Raw genomic sequence first — 19351 nt, 5'->3', positions numbered from 1 at the left:
TTTAATCTAAGGATAAGTTATGCGTAGCAACGTTTTTTTATCTGTGCTTTTAAGCGCTTTAATCGCTTTTTCGACAGTTTCTTTTGCACAAGAAGGTAGCGTACCAGGCCTACAAGTTAGAAACCTTTTGGTTACTGAAATTGAAGAAGGTGCCGCGGTTGAGCAAGCAGCTAGTGAAGTAAGCCAGACCGTGCTTGATGAAGCACTATTTTTTGATGCATCAGCTATGGCTTATTTAGGTGAAAATCAGAATGCTTTCGAATCATTGGTGGGCCTTTTGAATGATAACGCCACCGGCTTTGAACTTGCTATAGCAGGTTTTACAGCACTGCCAGAACAGGCTTCGCAGGTTGTAACCATTGCTATTCTGATGTTCCCAGAAGATGCTAATGAGATTTATAACATTGCCCTTCAGATGCAGGTTATAAGCGAAGAAGACGCGCTATTAGCGGTTATCAATGCTGGTGTAGACCCTAGTACCCTAACTGCAACTGCTGCAGGCGCGGCTGGCAATACGTTTTCTCCGCTAGGTGTAGGTACGGGTGCTGCTGGTGCTGGCGGTGGCGACACCACTATTTCAGCGAACTAAAGTCCATTACATTTAAATCTCGCGCTAGTACGTTGTAAGTGCCTATTTCTAATACCCAGAAAACCGAAAAGTTTCTTTTCGGTTTTCTTTTGTTTACCTTGTTTTGGCTGCCTTTATCACTAGGTGCCAATCGCCCGTGGGCGTGGGCACTCATGCAAATGTCAGTTTTCTTTCTTGGTGGCATTCTATTACTTACGCACAAATCTCTACTTTCAGAGCTATACGCACAATACAAACTGTTAGTAATTGTTTGGTTAGTATTTTTAACCTGGCAGCTTATCAATATAGTCCCTCTGCCCTTTTCTTTGGTTGAAGCTCTGCGCCCCGAACGCGTTAATTTTTTACTTAATGAAAATATTCAGGGTATGGAAAATATAAGCTCGCAATGGCTACCTCTTAGCTTCGATGTGGGCCAAAGCGACGTAATATTCTTTAAATCCCTGGCCTATTGTTTCTTATTTTTTATAACGCTGACTTTGGTTAATACAGGCAAGCGACTTAGATACATACTAATAGTGATAAGTGCTGCTGGCGTATTTCAGGCTATATATGGTTCGTTAGAAGTATTGTCTGGCTTACAGTATAGCTTGGTGTTTAAGTTGCCTGTTTCGCATATCGCCACGGGAAGTTTTGTGTATAAGAACCACTACGCTAACTTTCTTTTGCTATGTTTAAGCGCTGCTATTGGTTACATGATAGCGAGTTTGCGTGTTCGAAGCGGTTCTAGCCCTAGAGAGCGATTACGTAGAATAGTGCGTTTTTGGTTAAGCAATAAAGTGCTGTTTCGTATTGGTATTATTATTATGGTTATCGCGTTAGTTATGTCTCGCTCTAGAATGGGTAACAGCGCTTTTTTCATAGCGATGACTGTTACCGCCACACTAGGCTTAATTTACTTTAAACCGCGCCAAAAAAGCTATGTAGTGCTATTTATCAGTATGCTGGTAATCGACATTCTTATTGTTAGTAGCCTTTTTGGACTTAAGCAGGTACAGCAACGCTTAGAACAAACCAACTTAACACAAGAAAGCAGAGATGAAGTTGTTACTGATGCCCTGCCCCTTCTTTCTAAATATGGAATTATCGGCACAGGCGGAGGCACCTTTTATACGGTATACCCTCAGGTACAAAGTGAATCTATTCAGCACTTTTACGATCATGCTCACAACGAATACCTTCAGTTTGCTATTGAGTTTGGCATAGTAGGCGCAGCCATTATAGCCGTACTTGTATTGCTGTGCGCGAAAAGCGCCTTAAGCGCAATACGACACCGAAGACATCCACTGCCAAGAGGAACAGCCTTTGCAACTGTTATGGCGGTTATAGGGATGGCATTACACAGTACAGTAGACTTTCCTCTACAAGCACCAGCAAATACCGCTATATTTATTATACTGTTAGCGCTAGGTGCGTTAAGCCGCGATATACCTATGGGAAGACAAGATAAATAACCAGCATTGGTTTTATAACACAAGGGGATTTGTGTGGTATTAAAGATAAAGCGACCGATAAAAGAAGAGCCAAACGTTCAACATATGCTGGAACGTATGCCTGAAAATGTTGCCGATTCTTTTACTGACGACCAACTGTTTCACTTAAACACAGCCCTGGCCGGTCGGCGATGGGGTAGCCACAAAGTTGATGTAAGAGGCACTATAGGTTTACTACGAAGCCGATATTACTTCGTTTTATTGGCAGGCCGAGATAAGCGCGACCTATCGCGTACCGAGAGCCGTATAGGCAAACTGGTGATGGCAGCCGTTATTGCTTTATTCTTATGCGTTTCTTTAGTACTAGGCTTAGTGCTGCTGTATATTTTAAAAAGCTGGTTGGGTATAAATCTTTTTGAAGGGTTTTCGTTAGGCTTATGGGATTGGCTAAATGGAAAAGGCTAGCTAATCATAAGTTATGCATTTGGGAATGCGTTTTCGAACTGGGTAACTGGCGTCGCGCAACCATCTACAAACGGTTTCACTTGCATTGTGCTTTTGTATTGCCTTTAAAACAAAATCTCTGCTTAGCGGGTTTTGAAGGCCTAAATTCAAATGCTGTTTCAATTGCTCTTTAATTTTTACGTAGTGGATAGACCTTGCACTAAACATCTCTAAACCGAACTCCACAATAAACTTGTGCACTATGGCATCTTGTGGGCCGGCTTGCTTCGCATTTTTTAAGTAATGATAAAACTCATCATCTAACTCATCACGCTGCAGTTTTACAGATGCCAAGCCAATCCAGCTGCCACTCCAAGTAGGCCTTAATAACAGGCTTTTTTGATAGCTTTGTGCCGCATTGTTTAAGTTATCACTATGGCTCTTTAAGCCTAATTCAGCATCGCCCGATTCTTCACCTCTCTTTTCAACAACGGCTTTCCACTCAAATAACTGCCCTTGTATCTGATAATACAAAGCGTTGTCGGGGAAGTAATCGATAGCGCTGCTAATTTTACTTAGGCCCCTGTCAATTCGCTTTATTGAAGCTTTGTCAGGGCTTAGTTGCCACCCCTCAATATCATTTTTCACGCTGTAATACGCGTTACCCGCAATGAAAAGCTGGAAGCTCCACAAAAAACAGAATGCGGCAAGTAGCACCATTGTCCACTTCAGTATTAGGCTGTTATCTTTGAAGATGTTGAGTAAATGGCTAGTCATTGATTGGTTCATTTTTTGGATCGAACGACACTATCTCACCAGGCCGGGTTACAAAAACTTCTTGCGCGAATTCATCACTGAATGTCGATACAACTTCGTAGGCGGCGCTCATATCGTTAGGCCTACGTATAAGGTCATGGGTGTCTGACGCTACAACATGAAATGCTTTGTTTCGCATCATAGCTAATGCAAAGTCTTCTACTTTGTCACCAAAACGACCTGTTAACGCACCTGCGGTAACTTGGAACATACAGCCTTGTCGCTGCAGCCAATTAAATTTGTGTTGCTCGGCTAACAGCTCACGATTGCGCTCTGGGTGTGCAATAAGTGGCTGTACGTTATTTTTCAAAAGCCATTTTATAAGTACTTCCAAGCCTTGCGGTATATGACTATGTGGCATTTCTAGTAGCAAGATATGCTTGCCATTATATTCGCCTAAAAAAGGCAGTTCTTTTTGCTTGTACCAAATAGGAATTAGCTCGTTGACGCGTACTTCTGCGGCAAAAGAAAGAGAAAGAGGAATAGCGGCGCGGTTTATTTCTTTTTGTAATTCTAGAAAAGTATGTTCAATAGACTTTAACGTATTGTCAAAGTAGCCTTTATGTATATGTGGTGTACAAACCATATGGCGAACACCGCCATCTACAGCTTGCTGCGCCATTTCCAAGGCAATGTCTAAAGACCTGGCACCGTCGTCGATGCCAGGCAATATGTGGCTATGTAAGTCTATCAATAAATGCTGTTAGCTGTTTTTATGACTGGTATACCCATATTGGTCATAAAAGCCAGCGTACCTTTGTGCTGCTCCTGATTTGCGTAAGTCTACTTGATTTAGTACTACCCCATCAAGGCGATGTCCTACTTGTAAGAAGCGAGACAGCCCATTATTAATAAGCTTTTCACTGGTACTATCAGCACGTACTACGTAAATTACCGAGTCACACGAGTTCGCAATCAACATTGAGTCGCTTACCGCTTGAGTAGGTGCAGTATCAATGACAACATACTTATACTGTGTTTTTAACAGCTCAATAAGCTCGTTGAAACCTTTATCCGACAATAGTTCCTGCGGGTTAGAAGGTATGGTACCTGCTGATAAGATGTCGATATTAGACTCTTCATCCCTCACCAAACACTCATCTAAAGTGTGTGACTTCAAGATAAGGTTTGCTACGCCCGGCTGATAGTTCGGAATGTTAAATTGTTTACCTACACTAGGGCGACGTAAGTCGGCATCGATAAGAATTGTTTTATCTAGCTGACCCAAGGCGAACGCCAAGTTTATAGAAACCGTCGTTTTACCTTCTTTAGGTACACTTGAGGTTACCATTATGGCTTGTTGCTCTTTGTCTAAATTCAATAAAGACAAGCTAGTACGCAATGTGCGAACAGACTCGGCAAACTGATGCTTTTTACCGTCGAAGAATGAGCGAACAGGCAAATCGGTCTTTTTCTTGTGTGGTAGCCAAGGAATAAGGCCCAACATACGTTGACCAAGCTTGCGCTCTACATCTTCTACCGAGCGTATACCGCTATTAAGCGTTTCCATCGCAATAGCTAAGAACACACCAAAACCCACGCTGAATACAAAAGCTGCGCCAATTAACAATTTCTTGTTTGGTTTTGAAGGCGCGTAGTTTGGAAGCGCTTCATCCAATACTCTGGCGTTTGCAGATTCAAACCCACCTAGCTCGTCTGTTTCTTTTAAACGTGTGAAAAATGAATTATATAACTGCTGATTAATATCAACTTCGCGCTGAAGGGCTTTACGCTGATTATCCAATGCGGATAGGTCGCGGAATTCGGCTTTTGCACGAGACACTTCTCGTTCTAATTGCGCCACCCTATCTTCAGATACTTCGTATTGCGTTGTAATGCTTCTAATTAGGTCGCGTATTTGGCCGCTTAGTGTTTCTCTAATTGATGAAAGCTCGGCATTTGCTGCAATCATACGCGGGTGTTTCGGGCCGTATACATTGCTAAGCTCACTTACGCGCGTCATCGCCTTAGCTTCATCGCGGCGTACGTCTCTAATAGTCGGGTGGTTCAGCACTTCAGGCAGGCGTGCAATGTCATCTAATGAAACATCATTACGCGTTTGCTTGTAAATAACCGCGTTTAATTTAAGCGCCGTTTGCGCATCTAATAATTGCTTACTTAGCTGCTCTAGTTCTTCAGACGCTAAACCTACTACACCATCAATGTTTACCACTTGGTTTTCTTCATAGAACTTCGCCAAGTTACGTTCAGCAACATCTAATTTTTGCTTCAAACCTTCTAAACTTTCCGTAAGAAAAGACGTCGCTTTTGCCGTCATATCCAACTTAGCTTGAAGGTAGTTTTCGATGTACACATCAGCAACAGCATTTGCTAATTCAGCCGATAGCCGCGGAGACTCAGTAGTAACGGTAATACGCATTACTTGCGTGTTATCTACCATCTCTACTGACAATGCCCTCATCAATAAGGACGTAGCTTTACGTTTTTTAGCCGCTAAAATTTGCTCTTCGGTAAGTTCTTTTGGGTCTTCCTGAGGCAAAAATGGTAATGCTTCTAGAAGGCTGGCTTTAAGTTGGTCGACAATACCCGGCTCTTCTTTGGCTGGCATAAACTCTTCATTATTCCATAATGACAAGCTTTCCACCGTACGCTCTGCAATTTGACGCGACTGCAATATTTCAAACTGAGTTTGCATGTAGTCTTTACGCTTGGTATCTAAGCCATATACTTCTTCAATTGAAACAACATTTGCTTTGTCTGCTTCTACCAAAATAGTGGTGGTAGAGGTATACAAAGGCGTCATGCGCATTACCAGAAGCGCCACAAGTAATGTGAACGCAATTGCTAGCGAAATAATACGAAATGCGTAACGCTTTATAATTCCTAAATAGTGAGCAATGTCGATGGTTTCATTTTCAAACACACCGGCATTTGACTCTTCCCTGCTATTTACTGCCATTTTTATTCCTGAACGCTACGTATAATTTAGAAGAAACGCTGATTAATGGTGATTATGTCACCGGGCTGGATCATGTCGCTAACCGTTACTGTGAACTCGTTAGTTCTGCCATCTTTTTCGCGAATGATGGTAATTTTGTCGCGCGCTGCGCGTTCGGTATACCCGCCTGCTAACGCGGCCGCTTTATTTACTGACAACCCTGGTTGATAAGCATAGCCGCCAGGGCGCTTAACTTCGCCATCAATAAAGAACGGGCGATATTCTACAATAGCGACAGAAACAGATGGGTTAACAAGGTAATCCCCTAGTAAACCGTCGTAAATAAGCTGCTCTACTTGCGCTGCAGTTAGGCCTACAAGCTTTATTTCACCAAGAAATGGATAGTTAATAGTACCAACATCTGGCAGGCGAACCTCCATTGAAAGGTCTTCTTGCCCAAAAACGCTTATTTGAATTCTATCGCCAGAGCCTAACTGATATTGGCTCATACTTAAATTGCCCTCTTGGGCCATTACTTGTAACGAGCCAAAAAGTAAGAATATTAATGAAAATAAGCTAACCGCTTTTTGCTTCACAGTGTTACCTCTACTGTTACACCAATTTCGCTTTTGTCGTAGCCGATAGTGTCTCTGTTACTATCTCTATCTGTGTACTGATAAAAAGTGCTGAATTTTAACCATCTACGTGCTTGATAATTTAGCGCTGCAGAGTAGTTCATCAATTCGTCATCCCTATTAACAATATCTATTTCATTGAATACATATTCGTCATTTTGCTGCGTAACGCTAAAAGACGTGCTGACTCTCTCTAACCAATCATGGTTCCATCGCACACTATAATTTTGACCTCGAATGAAGTCACCCTCACCGTTGGTTTCAAACGTATCTGCGCTGGTAGAGATTCTTACAGTTGAATAGCTAACAGGTTGCCAATCAATACCAACCTCCCAGTCGGTACCATAGAAAGTACCACGAGATTCATCATCAAAGTCTTTTTCTTTATAACCTACTTTCGCAAAACCGGTAGTTGCAGCAGTACTCTCCCATACAACACCAACGAGTATACGAGTTTCATCATTGTCACGAGTAACTAAACCAAGTTGTTCGTCATATTTTACGAAAGTCTTTGTTACATCAACAACCATACTTGTTGCGGAGCCAATCTGGTAACCAAATTCAGCGCCGACCATGTTTTTTGCGCGGTCACGAATAATGTAAGCATCTTCGGTTCTATCGTAATCAAGGGTTTGACGACGTGCCTTTAAGGTTATCATGCCATCAGTAGTAGCGGCGCCGTAGCTATATTCACCATATAAATTGCTGCTTTTATAAGTATCTGGCGTCGATATATCTAACCCTGATCCAATTGAAAAACCAGTACCCCGGTCTTCGTGTCCGTCTTCATATTGAGCAAGTGCGCTTATGCGATGACGGCTGTTTAATTCAAAGTCTCCCGAAGCTTCTACAAAATGGTCAATGTAATCATCATTTTCGCTAGAGAAATAAACACCTTTCTCTAATCTATAACCAACTTGAATTGGGTTTCCGTCCACCTCTGTAGCAGCAATTAGCTCTGGTGAAAGTGTTGTTCGCCAGCTATAGATTTTACTTTGATTGTCTCTGGCATTCGCTACATTATCGACATAAGCCATCGACGATGAAAATGATGGAATTAAATCGAACTGCCCTGCTTGAATTCGACCGGCCTCTTGGGCATATAGTGTCGGAGTGGCGCAAATAACCGACATTGCTATGATGCTTTTGGTCCTTTTAAACATGTTTTTTCCTTCCTTCGATGACCTATCTGTAATGACAAACTATTAACTGTAACTTTGTTTCGGTTTAACACACCGCACAAACAAATAATTGTATAAAGAAACAAATTGCATCTTTTACAGCTTTTGGTGCTTTTTTACCGATTTTCCTAAACTATATTTTACCGACAGCAATAGACGTGCCGTTTTTACGGGTTCGTGCTTTGATGTATAAGAAGTCGGTTCATTCACATCTAAGTTAAACTCTCTCGCTTACTAACACGTCAGCCAAAACGAAAGTATGCACTAAAGTACTTAGGTAATGTTTCAGCTATATGTCGTCACGCTATTTCGCTTAGTATGCTATCGTATTTATATAACTAATGGAAAGTACGTGGGCGTTATTCTACTCTTTCTGCACCAAATTAGTACGAAATAAAGTCGTTTGCTGTAATAAAATTACAATAACGGTCCAATATTGTTACAATGGCGAACGATGAATCTAAAATAACTAAGCCAATTGCGTATAGTTGAATGAGTGGCAGAGGTGGCAACACCTTCAGGCATGACTCTTGCTTAGATTTAGACAAATGTATTAGCTGTTTTTACTGTTTACGTAATATTTGGATCAAGTTAGTAAGATAACCAATCCATTCACGGCGGCCTTCACTTTTCACCTAGAGATTACCTAAATGGACAATAGAGTAGATTCTAACAAAGCGATTAAAGCTCATCCGGTTGAACCCAATACCAACGGTGGTTTAGTTGTTAGAAACCAAAGTGGTTTTTCTACTGTTTACAGACTTATTGACCTTTCCCTTGTCACTATTCTTTATTATTCATCTGCTGCGTATTACGGAAATCAGATAGACACGACAAGCCTTATCCTTTTATTTGTTAATGTAATTTGCTTTCAAATTTCTGCAGAAGGCGTAGAGCTCTATCGGTCTTGGCGCGGTCATGGAACCCAAGAAATGCTAAGAGCAGCGGCTATCACGTGGGCTTTGAGTATCTTAGGTACTATGACGATGGGCTATTTCTTTGTTCAAGAAATTAAGACCCCGCCGCCTGCAATTTTATTATGGTTCGCATCGTCATTTGTTGTGTTGATAATGTGGCGCTTTGTAATGCGTAAATTTTTATTTCGCATTCGTAAAAGTGGCCTTAACTCTCGTCGTTCAATCATTATTGGCGCAACTCAACTTGGCGCAAATGTCGCACTTCAGATACAGCAAAATGAGCATTTGGGTATTAAGTTCAATGGCTTATTTGACGACAGAGAAGCAGATCGGCTGCCTCACGAAATGCAAGGTGCGGTGCTTGGAAATATAGAAGCCGCGATAGAAATGGCAAAGCGCAATGAAGTTGATTACATTTACATTGCCCTTCCTATGAGTGCGGAAAACCGTATTCGTAGCATCTTAGAGCAGTGTAGTGATACTACAGCGAACGTTTATGTTATTCCGAACTTCTTCATGTACAACCTATTAAACGCTCGCTGGCAGACGGTAGGTAACGTACAGGCGCTAAGTGTTTACGACACCCCGTTCCAAGGTGCAAGCGACGTTCTGAAGCGTTTAGAAGACGTAGTCTTAAGCTCGTTAATTCTTATGCTGATATCTATACCCATGTTGGCAATTGCAGCAGCGGTTAAACTTACGTCCAAAGGGCCCGTAATTTTTAAACAAAAGCGTTACGGGTTAGATGGTAAGCAAATTACAGTGTACAAATTCCGGTCTATGACCACGCAAGATAATGGTGCGGTTGTGAAACAAGCAACCAAAAACGACGCGCGTTTGACTAAGATTGGTGGTTTCTTAAGAAGAACCTCTTTAGATGAACTTCCGCAGTTTATTAATGTTCTGCAAGGCCGCATGTCGATTGTAGGCCCTCGCCCTCACGCTGTGGCGCACAACGAGGAATACCGTAAAATCATTACAGGCTACATGTTACGCCATAAAGTTAAACCAGGAATTACAGGCTGGGCACAGGTGAATGGTCTGCGTGGTGAAACAGAAACGACTAACAAAATGGTACAGCGCGTAGAATACGATTTAGATTACATACACCGCTGGTCTATTTGGTTCGATATCAAGATAGTGTTCATGACCGTCTTTAACGGATTTATTAACAAGAACGCCTATTGATAACGTTCACTAGAGTTCGACAAAAGCGGCAATTTGCCGCTTTTTTTGTGCCCGTAAATATGCTGATCTACCACACCGCGCGACCACTGAATTGAAACTACAATAACAGGTTGCCCACCCGAGATAAGAAAATCTCTTGATATGCCCGGCTTCGATTTTTAGAAATCGCGCTATCGTCTAAGTTAACCATTTGCTTGTCGGTGCGGGTTGTTGCTACTTACTTTATTGCTATGCTCTTACATCTGGAGCTTATTCGCAATTCCTTCACATAAGATCCTATATAAAATTTTTGCTATACTGCGCCGCTATATTTCTTAACCTTAAAAGTCATAAAATTGAGCTTATTCATTTCTCTAATTCGCAACGCACTTGGCGGTGTTATCGCCTTGCTTGATTTAATAACTCGTGGCAGAAAACTTAAACGATTGCCACAAGAACAACAGCAGGTTGAAAAAGCCGTACAAGAATTAACACTTTATCAATTTTTTGCATGCCCTTTTTGTATTAAAACACGCCGCGCTATGTATAAAATGAACTTGCCTATTCGTAAACACAGCGTATCGAGTGGGTCACCGTATCGCAATGAATTGGCGCAAGGTGGAGGAAAAGTGAAAGCCCCTTGCCTACGCATACAAACTGCTGAAAAGGATATTTGGTTGTACGAGTCTTCAGAAATTATTAAGTATTTGCAGCAACGCTTTCAGTAAGTTATTTATATTAGCTGCTTAAAGGCGTGCAAGGTCAGCGACAAGGTAAATACCATAAATAGGGTGATTTATCTAAACCCCAGAAACGAAAAAAGGCGAGCATCCTGCTCGCCTTTTTCCGAAAGAACTTAAACTTAATTAGTTAATAATTAAGCTAATGCGCCTTTAGCCGCTTCGACTAGTGCGCTGAAAGCTGCTTTGTCATGTACTGCGATGTCGGCAAGGATCTTACGATCGATTTCAACAGACGCTTTCTTCAAACCGTTAATGAAACGGCTGTATGACATACCATTTTGACGTGCAGCAGCATTGATACGTGCAATCCATAGTTGACGGAATTGACGCTTGCGCTGACGACGGTCACGGTAAGCATATTGACCAGCTTTAGTTACAGCTTGTACCGCTACGCGATATACACGTGAACGTGCGCCGTAATAACCTTTTGCCTGCTTGAGGACTTTTTTGTGACGAGCACGTGCGATAGTGCCGCGTTTTACTCTAGCCATTAATCAGTCTCCTAAGTCTTATACGTAAGGCAACATGCGCTGAACCAATTTGGTATCAGAGTCATGAACCAGTTTTTTGCCACGAAGGTGACGTTTACGCTTAGAGCTCTTCTTAGTCAGAATGTGACGTAAGTGAGACTGTTTGCTTTTAAAGCGGCCAGAACCCGTTTTCTTGAAACGTTTGGCGGCACCGCTTACAGTTTTCATTTTAGGCATTGCTAAAACTCCGCATTGTTTAATATCGGTATTTTTCGTGTTGCAGTCACTTCATACCGGCTAATGTTTAGCAGCAAGGTGTTTAAGGGTGCAGATTCCTTAAAACTTTAGACCGTTACTACTTCTTATTTGGGGCTAGCACCATGATCATCTGACGGCCTTCCACACGACGTGGGAAAGATTCGCATGTAGCGATATCTTCCAAATCACCTTTAACGCGATTTAGTAGATCGATACCGATGTCTTGGTGCGCCATTTCACGACCGCGGAAGCGGATCGTAACTTTGGCTTTATCACCACCTTCAAGAAAGCGACGCAGGTTGCGCAGTTTTACCTGGTAATCGCCTTCATCAGTGCCAGGGCGAAATTTAATCTCCTTGACCTGAATTTGCTTCTGTTTTTTCTTCTGCTCTTTTTGAGCTTTACTTTTTTCGAAGAGGAATTTGCCATAGTCCATAACTTTACAGACTGGCGGCTCGGCATTTGGACTGATTTCTACTAGATCTAGGCTCGCTTCTTCAGCGGCACGCGTAGCATCTGCTAGCGAAACCACACCAACCTGTTCACCGTCTTTGCCAATTAATCTTACTTCTCTGGCTTTAATCTCATCGTTAATGCGGGCTTTGTCGCCCTGAGCCTTGTTGTTAGCGCCTTTAATGTGCTATTCCTCCAAACATTTAATTCTTTTGTCTGCTTCTGGGATGGTCGATTGACCTAAAGTAAAACCAAAAGCAGACACCTTACTTGTGCATTATACACAAATTGCTCAACTATTTAATTGTCTTTTCTACAACTTCTTGTTGAGCCATGGCAATAAAGTCTTCCAGGCTCATTTTGCCTAGGTCGTCGCCGCGACGAGAGCGCACTGCTACTTCGCCCGCTTCCATTTCTTTATCGCCCACAACTAGCATATATGGAATACGCTTTAACGTGTGCTCGCGGATTTTAAAGCCGATCTTCTCATTTCGCAAGTCAGACTTTGCTCTAAACCCTAAATCTTGCAGTTTTTTTACACAATTTGATGCGTAATCAGCTTGTTTGTCAGTAATGTTCATTACTACAACTTGCTGAGGTGCTAACCAAAGTGGGAAGAAACCTGCAAATTCTTCGGTCAAAATACCGATGAAGCGTTCTAGTGAACCCAAAATAGCGCGGTGAATCATTACCGGTACTTTGCGCTCGCCATCTTCAGCGACATAAGTAGAGCCTAAACGACCTGGCATTGAGAAATCTAGCTGTACGGTGCCGCACTGCCATGCACGGTCTAAGCAATCGTGCAGCGTGAACTCAATTTTCGGCCCGTAGAACGCACCTTCACCAGGCTGATAATCGAATTCGATATCGTTGGCTTTAAGTGCTTCCGCAAGCGCAGCTTCAGATTTATCCCAAATCTCGTCAGCACCTACACGCTTTTCAGGGCGAGTAGACAGCTTAACTTTGATATCTTCAAAACCAAACGCTGCGTATGTCTCATATACCATCTTAATACAGTCACTTACCTCTTGTAGGATCTGTTCTTCCGTACAAAAAATATGAGCATCGTCCTGCGTAAAGCCACGAACACGCATTAGACCGTGTAGTGCGCCTGATGGCTCATTACGGTGACAGCAGCCAAATTCCGCCATTTTTAGCGGTAGGTCGCGGTACGATTTCAAACCTTGGTTGAAAATTTGTACGTGGCCTGGGCAGTTCATCGGCTTAACAGCATATTCACGCTTTTCAGATTCAGTGGTGAACATGTTTTCTGCGTACTTGTCCCAGTGACCCGATTTTTCCCAAAGCGTACGGTCCATCATTAATGGGCCTTTTACTTCGTCGTAGCCGTATTCGCGCAGCTTCTTACGCACAAAGCTTTCTAGTTCGGTGTAAATTGACCAACCATCGTTGTGCCAGAACACCATGCCCGGCGCTTCTTCTTGCCAATGGAATAAGTTAAGTGCTTTACCAATTTTACGGTGGTCGCGCTTTTCCGCTTCTTCTAAACGCTGTAGGTAAGACTTAAGCTGCTTCTTGTCAGCCCATGCAGTACCGTAAATACGCTGAAGCATTTTGTTGTCACTGTCGCCACGCCAGTAAGCGCCTGCCACTTTCATTAGTTTGAAGTGGTGACAGAACTTCATGTTTGGCACGTGAGGACCACGACACATGTCTGTGTATTCTTCGTGGTGATAAAGTGCTGGGCGGTCGTCCTTGCTGATGTTCTCATCAAGAATTTCCATTTTGTAGCTTTCACCGCGTGCTTCAAATGCATCGCGTGCTTCTTGCCAGCTCACTTTATTTTTAACCACGTTGTAATTGGTTTTAGCCAGTTCAAGCATACGCTTTTCTAGTTTGGCTAAATCTTCCTGGGTTAGGCTTTCTTCCATATCAACATCGTAATAAAAACCGTTGTCGATAACTGGGCCGATAGCCATTTTGGTGTTAGGCCAAAGCTGTTTAATAGCGTGACCTAACAAGTGCGCGCAACTGTGACGAAGAATTTCTAACCCTTCATCGTCTTTTGCAGTAATAATTTGAAGTTGTGCGTCCGCGTCAATCATATCAACGGCGTCAACTAGCTCACCGTTTACTTTCCCTGCAATGGTTGCTTTGGCTAAACCAGGGCCAATATCGTTTGCAACGTCTAGTACAGAAACAGCGTTATCGAAAGCGCGTTGGCTTCCATCAGGAAGGGTAATTACAGGCATTTTAATTCCTTTACAGTGGTGACGCCTACTCTGCGCCACATGCATTTATTTGATAAATTTAATCGTGCTTTTTAGCACTCGAAACTTGCTTAACTAATCCACGCTAGCTATCTACATTAGCTATCCAAAATAGCGTAACGGTAGAACACATGCGGTGCGCTTGTTTAATAAGCTTTTATAAATCAAGCCGTGTTAAAGCAAGTGGTGGATTATAACCAGTGTATGGTCAACTTCAATATTGAAAAGCCTTTATTCACTAATTAGTGTGTCATTGTTTATATCAAATAGGTTTTTAATTAGATTTGATGTCGTAACTTATGCATTTCACCATTTTTAACCCATACTTTAGTTGAAGGCGATAATGGTGAATAAACAAGCCCCTTGTATGCAAATCAAATTACATTAGGCCAATAGCTGCAGAACACCCTTTCCGCCTTGGGCTTAAGCATTAAACCAAGCAGAGTATGTAATATGTGGCACTTTATCAGCGAACATATTTCAGATGAGACCCAGCAATTTTTTAGCTGCCAAAGGGCCGAGCGCGTAAGCGGTGGCGATACTCACGAAAGCTACATCATAAAAGATGAGACCCACAGGTATTTTGTAAAAACGAGGCGCTACGACGACACCCAGCAACTTTCCCATGAAGCTGAAGGGCTGACTGCTATTGCCAATACACAAACCATTTGTACGCCCCAGGTTATTTGTCACGGTATTACGGCAAACGAATCGCCCAATATGGAGTATTTAGTACTTTCTCATATACGATTTGTTGAGCCTGCTGTAAGCGATTATTTTACGCTAGGGCAGCAGCTTGCTGCACTACATAGCGTTAACGCCTACACCAGCTACGGTTGGCCCCACGACAACTATATTGGGGCCAGCGTGCAAACCAACGGACGCATGGCATCGTGGGCCGACTTTTTTGCCGAGAAACGCATTGGCAGTATGTTAGAACGCTTGTCATTGAATGGGCTATGGACAAAACAAAACGGCGATATTGATAATATTATTACGAAAGTAAAACACCTTCTAAGCTTACATCAACCCCACCCCTCACTGCTTCACGGCGATTTATGGGCGGGTAACGCAGGCTTCAACAAAAAAGGGCCCGTTTTGTTCGACCCTGCCGTGTATGTTGGCGACGGTGAAACAGACCTTGCTATGGCTGAACTGTTTGGTGGGTTCCCTGATACCTTCTTTGATGGCTACCATCAGCACACGCCAATTGAAAAAAATTACGCTTTAAGAAAACCAATTTACCAGCTTTACCATATTTTAAATCACGGGTTATTATTCGGCGCGCATTATATTGCGCAAGCCGAACAAATATTAGAAGACATCTATAGGCATTAAAAAAGCGCAGTACATAAGCCTTACTACAACCGCCAAACGATTTAAAATAGAGAGTAGCTTTTATTATGACAAATTCAGGCCCTGTTGCATTTCCTGTAGCAATGATTACTGGGGCAGCTAAACGAATAGGCGCCGCCATGGCGTGTAAGCTACACAATGAAGGCTATCGCATTATCATTCATTATGGGCACTCTAAAGACGATGCTTTTGCGCTGGCTGAAAAGCTAAATAGTCAACGACCGGATTCTGCCGCCTGCCTACAAGCCAACCTTTGCAATTCAGACGAAGTAAAGGCGCTAGGCAAAAAGGCACTAGATGTATGGGGTCAGCTAGATGTGTTAGTAAACAATGCTTCAAGCTTTTACCCCACGCCCGTGGGTGATATTTCAGAAGATGACTGGGATTCTCTAGTAGGAAGCAACGTAAAAGGGCCGCTGTTTTTATCGCAAGCGCTAGCCCCCGCTTTGGAAGCGAACAAAGGTTGCATTATCAACATGGTCGACATGCATATTGACCGGCCCCTGCCCAGCCACAGCGTTTATTTGATTGCTAAGTCGGGACTTGCCTCGCTTACCCAATCGTTAGCTATAGATTTAGCTCCTAACGTACGTGTAAATGGTATCGCCCCTGGCGCTATTTTGTGGCCAGAGCGGGAAATGGATGATGCAGAAAAAGACAAACTGCTATCAAGCATTCCGCTGGGCGAACTAGGTACACCTGAAGACATTGCTAATACGCTGTCGTTTTTAGTGTCGGCGGCCTATATCACTGGGCAAATCATCTATGTTGACGGTGGTCGCGGCCTTCATACTGGTGCATCAGCATGAAGGCTTTACGCAACCTGACGTTTCAATTGAAAAGCGCCCGCGGCTGTAAGAATAAAAGCCTCTGCGGCTATGGGAATAACAGCGCACGCGGCTATCAGAAAGAAAGCTCTTGCGGCGTCCAAGATACAAATATATACAGCGGCGGTAGATTCATAAAACTCTGCCGCATCAGCATTGTCAGCGCAGGCATAGTTACCTTGTTCGGGTGCTTTGGGGGCAATACGGTAAAGCAGAGCATTGAAGATTATGCAGAACGTCTTTCTAGAGTACTAGACACGCCCCTACCCGATACATTCAACGACAAGATCACTACCCCACTTCCTAAACTGGCCGACTCAGCAACGCTAAAACACACTATAGAGGGTGTTAGCATTAACTTGCGCGAGTTTTATGCACTGCAAGATTGTGAGTTAGGCACTGTGGTTGCCGAGCGCAATACATCGTTGGGAAAAAGCCAGCTGCCGTCTCAAAGACTAGCTTATGAAAGCAAGTTGCTTAGTGTTTTGAAAAGCTGTGAGGCCGCATTAGTAGCAAGTGGCAGGGTAAGTGACAGGGCAAGTGATAGTAAAAGCGCAGATAAAAACGCGCTTAAAAAAAATAAGGCGCTGGCCGAAACGATTGCTTCGTGGCGTGAACAAAAGTCCCAAGATTACAGCAAAACGTGGGCGAACCTTATTCAAGGAAGCCAAGAATTAAGGTTGGCGCTAAACACCCCTGAACGTCTTTTTTCCGTTGAAAATAATAAAGACGCCCTTTCAAGCGTTAATGCGCTGTTTTACCTAAGCAGCTTGAATAATATGTCATTTTCTTATGGCGAAACGGCACCAAAGCAAAGCGCTGAAACGTTAACAGCTGAACAGAACCTCGTTGGCAATGCTTCTGAAGGTGTTACAGGTAGCGCCAGTGACGAGGTTATTAATGAGAACTCAATAAACAGCGATGAAAGCCTTATCGACAGCAGCGAGTTAGAACAACAGCTACAAATTATACGTTCAGCTCGATTACCCGCTACGCTGTGGCATACACAACAAACGTTAACGCAAAACCTTTCTTTGCTTACAAACATGCTAACCAATGAACTTGGTGCAGTGAGCTGCCCGGAAGGCCGCGCTAGTGATAAAGCTAAGATACTGCGAAACGTGTTTTACTTATTTTTTATTGAAGAAATACAGCCCGTGGGAAGCTTGGTAAATCAATACCATTACAAGCTAGCTCCCTTGTGGGAAGACTGGCTTAAACAGCCTTCATTACATGAAGAGTTCAAACTCTATATCAAACAGCAATCTCAAGACGGTTTTGATGAATACAGTCGCGCTATGAAAGCCCATGTTAACCTGTGGCAAGGGTTTCTTGGCAGGTGTAACCTTTCACCTGTACCACCGGTTTAACGCCCCGGTATTAGAGAATATTCTCACCGGCCTCTGGGTCTCTCGACTTGCGGGCCTGCTCTCTTATTTCATGGGCTTCTGATGATACGTCATCTTCATTAGATGTTGGCTGTTGGCGATTCTCTGTTTGCTTATTGCCTTTATGGCTATCGTTTTTGTGGCTATCAGTTTGTTGCTGCTCGTTGCTGTGCGCTGAAGTACCTGAAGGCTCAACGGTATAATCACCGGCAGGACTGTGGCCTAACGGGTTCTTGCTCTTGTTCTTATTCTGGCTCTTGCTCTTCAAGTTATCAGCACTTTCACTGCTTTTAGCTCTATCACTTTTATCACTTGAATGTTCAGCCGCAACTTCTTGGGCCGATTCTTTTCCCCCAGAGAACCCTGTTGATACTCTTTCCTTGCCATCTGGGTCTAGTTTTGGGTTTAGTTCCGAGCTAAGTTCTGGTTTTAGCTCTTGGCTGTCTTCTGTATTGTCTTCGTGACGTTGCGAGCCTTCCTGTTCGCTTTTTTCAATACTAAGGTTCATACCCTCTGGGAATATTCGTTCTCGAGCATCATCCGGCATACTAATATTCGCATCTAAGAACGCTTGCGTGATATTACGCATTAGCACAGAAGCCATTTTTAATACGCTGGTTTTCTCTACATCCACCCAAAAGTAAACTTTTACGTTGTATGTAGAAGCGCCTAACTCGTCAATAAGAATTTGCGGTTCAGGGTCGCTTAAAACATTGCCTTGCTCTGCTGTAACCTCTCGGGCAATTCGCTGCGCATCTTGTATGTCGGCGTCGTAACCTACCCCAATAACAAAATGGCCTCGCATAAGCGGGTTAGCGGTTAAGTTCTTAATCACGCCTTTGTAAATGGTCGCGTTGGGTATTTGTATGTGGTTGCCGTCAAAATCCACCAGCGTTGTCGCGCGTGCCGTCACTTTCTGAATAATGCCGGTGAAGTCATTAATTTGTACGATATCGCCTATTCGGAACGGGCGTTGAATGGTAAGTAAAAGGCTTGAAATAAAGTTCTCTGCAATATCGCGAAATGCGAAACCAAGAATAAGCCCAACGACACCGGTACCGCTCACTACCGCGATGGCAAAGCCGGTAAGCCCAGCTAAGAACAGAAAAAGATAAATACCCAGTAGTATTAAAAGCAAACTAACGCTTCGCTGTATTACTGAGCGCAAAAGCGGAGATGTGGTAGTACGCGTTAACGGCTTAACTAAAACCTTTGCAACGTGTGGCGCCAAAAGAATAAACGCCACCATAATAACTATGCCTAGCGCCATGCCTGGCAAACGATATATAAAGCTATCCCACAGCTGCGAGAGCAACGACTGAGCGCTCGATAAGCTAGTTATCGCACCAGCGTCATCATCTTGCTGAAGCAAAGTTTGTGTGAAGGGGTTGAAAGCTAATTCTTTTAATTTCAGCGCTATGCCGTTTAAGTTTGTAGCTACGCCGCTTAAACTTTCGGCTAAGCCGCTGGAAAAAAAACTATTCTCTAAGCACTTATCTGCGATTGTTGATAGCAAAGTTTGCAAAGCACTGAACATAACCCTACTC

General features: G+C 43.1%; 18 protein-coding genes. 8 read left to right on the top strand and 10 right to left on the bottom strand.

Annotated elements, in window-relative coordinates; genetic code table 11:
- The first annotated feature begins 19 nt into the window (after positions 1-19).
- Genes IW644_RS02950 through IW644_RS02940 form a run of 3 tightly spaced genes read left to right on the top strand, consistent with a single transcriptional unit; the run spans position 20 to position 2484 of the window.
- Entirely contained in the window at positions 20-589 is a 570-nt protein-coding gene (locus IW644_RS02950) for a hypothetical protein (protein WP_269916332.1), read from the top strand.
- A 44-nt stretch (positions 590-633) separates the two neighbouring features.
- A complete protein-coding gene (locus IW644_RS02945; protein ID WP_333473837.1) occupies positions 634-2040 on the top strand; it encodes an O-antigen ligase family protein in 1407 nt (468 codons plus the stop codon).
- A 33-nt stretch (positions 2041-2073) separates the two neighbouring features.
- Positions 2074-2484 carry a 3-phosphoshikimate 1-carboxyvinyltransferase gene (locus IW644_RS02940; RefSeq protein WP_269916330.1) on the top strand — a complete coding sequence of 137 codons (411 nt, stop codon included), beginning with the start codon at positions 2074-2076 and terminating at the stop codon, positions 2482-2484.
- On the opposite strand, the gene IW644_RS02935 is transcribed toward IW644_RS02940, so the two are convergent.
- From IW644_RS02935 to IW644_RS02915, 5 genes are read right to left on the bottom strand one after another with little or no spacing between them, the layout of a single operon-like run.
- Positions 2485-3240 carry a VpsP family polysaccharide biosynthesis protein gene (locus IW644_RS02935; protein WP_269916329.1) on the bottom strand — a complete coding sequence of 252 codons (756 nt, stop codon included), beginning with the start codon at positions 3238-3240 and terminating at the stop codon, positions 2485-2487.
- Positions 3233-3973, bottom strand: a complete 741-nt coding sequence (locus IW644_RS02930) for a tyrosine-protein phosphatase (protein ID WP_269916328.1) — start codon at positions 3971-3973, stop codon at positions 3233-3235. Before IW644_RS02930 ends, IW644_RS02935 begins: the two co-directional genes overlap by 8 nt.
- A gap of 9 nt (positions 3974-3982) precedes the next feature.
- Positions 3983-6199, bottom strand: coding sequence for a GumC family protein (locus IW644_RS02925; RefSeq protein WP_269916327.1), 2217 nt, complete (start codon positions 6197-6199; stop codon positions 3983-3985).
- 26 nt (positions 6200-6225) lie between these two features.
- Positions 6226-6711 (bottom strand): polysaccharide biosynthesis/export family protein, encoded by a 486-nt coding sequence (locus tag IW644_RS02920; protein ID WP_162889845.1) that lies wholly within the window; start codon positions 6709-6711, stop codon positions 6226-6228.
- A 59-nt stretch (positions 6712-6770) separates the two neighbouring features.
- Positions 6771-7976 carry an outer membrane beta-barrel protein gene (locus IW644_RS02915; RefSeq protein ID WP_269916326.1) on the bottom strand — a complete coding sequence of 402 codons (1206 nt, stop codon included), beginning with the start codon at positions 7974-7976 and terminating at the stop codon, positions 6771-6773.
- Between the two features lie 668 nt (positions 7977-8644).
- Here IW644_RS02915 and IW644_RS02910 point away from each other — a divergent pair.
- Complete coding sequence (locus IW644_RS02910) at positions 8645-10099, top strand: undecaprenyl-phosphate glucose phosphotransferase (RefSeq protein ID WP_179983049.1); 1455 nt, start codon at positions 8645-8647, stop codon at positions 10097-10099.
- A 335-nt stretch (positions 10100-10434) separates the two neighbouring features.
- Positions 10435-10806 carry a glutathione S-transferase N-terminal domain-containing protein gene (locus IW644_RS02905; RefSeq protein ID WP_269916325.1) on the top strand — a complete coding sequence of 124 codons (372 nt, stop codon included), beginning with the start codon at positions 10435-10437 and terminating at the stop codon, positions 10804-10806.
- A gap of 149 nt (positions 10807-10955) precedes the next feature.
- On the opposite strand, the gene rplT is transcribed toward IW644_RS02905, so the two are convergent.
- The 4 genes from rplT to thrS all read right to left on the bottom strand — a co-directional run bounded on the left by rplT (position 10956) and on the right by thrS (position 14215).
- Entirely contained in the window at positions 10956-11312 is a 357-nt protein-coding gene (rplT, locus tag IW644_RS02900) for a 50S ribosomal protein L20 (RefSeq protein ID WP_012518092.1), read from the bottom strand.
- Between the two features lie 18 nt (positions 11313-11330).
- A complete protein-coding gene (rpmI, locus tag IW644_RS02895; protein WP_012518091.1) occupies positions 11331-11528 on the bottom strand; it encodes a 50S ribosomal protein L35 in 198 nt (65 codons plus the stop codon).
- 118 nt (positions 11529-11646) lie between these two features.
- Complete coding sequence (infC, locus tag IW644_RS02890; RefSeq protein ID WP_179985174.1) at positions 11647-12186, bottom strand: translation initiation factor IF-3; 540 nt, start codon at positions 12184-12186, stop codon at positions 11647-11649.
- A 112-nt stretch (positions 12187-12298) separates the two neighbouring features.
- Positions 12299-14215 carry a threonine--tRNA ligase gene (gene thrS, locus IW644_RS02885; RefSeq protein WP_118489586.1) on the bottom strand — a complete coding sequence of 639 codons (1917 nt, stop codon included), beginning with the start codon at positions 14213-14215 and terminating at the stop codon, positions 12299-12301.
- 471 nt (positions 14216-14686) lie between these two features.
- Between thrS and IW644_RS02880 the strand changes: the two genes are divergently transcribed.
- The 3 genes from IW644_RS02880 to IW644_RS02870 all read left to right on the top strand — a co-directional run bounded on the left by IW644_RS02880 (position 14687) and on the right by IW644_RS02870 (position 17786).
- Positions 14687-15571 (top strand): fructosamine kinase family protein, encoded by an 885-nt coding sequence (locus IW644_RS02880; RefSeq protein WP_269916324.1) that lies wholly within the window; start codon positions 14687-14689, stop codon positions 15569-15571.
- Between the two features lie 65 nt (positions 15572-15636).
- Complete coding sequence (locus IW644_RS02875; protein WP_269916323.1) at positions 15637-16398, top strand: pteridine reductase; 762 nt, start codon at positions 15637-15639, stop codon at positions 16396-16398.
- Positions 16395-17786 carry a DUF3080 family protein gene (locus IW644_RS02870; RefSeq protein WP_269916322.1) on the top strand — a complete coding sequence of 464 codons (1392 nt, stop codon included), beginning with the start codon at positions 16395-16397 and terminating at the stop codon, positions 17784-17786. Before IW644_RS02875 ends, IW644_RS02870 begins: the two co-directional genes overlap by 4 nt.
- 10 nt (positions 17787-17796) lie before the next feature.
- On the opposite strand, the gene IW644_RS19995 is transcribed toward IW644_RS02870, so the two are convergent.
- A complete protein-coding gene (locus IW644_RS19995) occupies positions 17797-19341 on the bottom strand; it encodes a mechanosensitive ion channel domain-containing protein (protein ID WP_442864412.1) in 1545 nt (514 codons plus the stop codon).
- Positions 19342-19351: the final 10 nt, after the last annotated feature.

This window comes from Alteromonas sp. PRIM-21 (assembly GCF_027563165.1).
Lineage (GTDB): Bacteria > Pseudomonadota > Gammaproteobacteria > Enterobacterales > Alteromonadaceae > Alteromonas > Alteromonas macleodii_A.
Note: the sequence above shows the minus strand (reverse complement) of the source record. Positions and strands in the feature narration are given on the sequence as shown.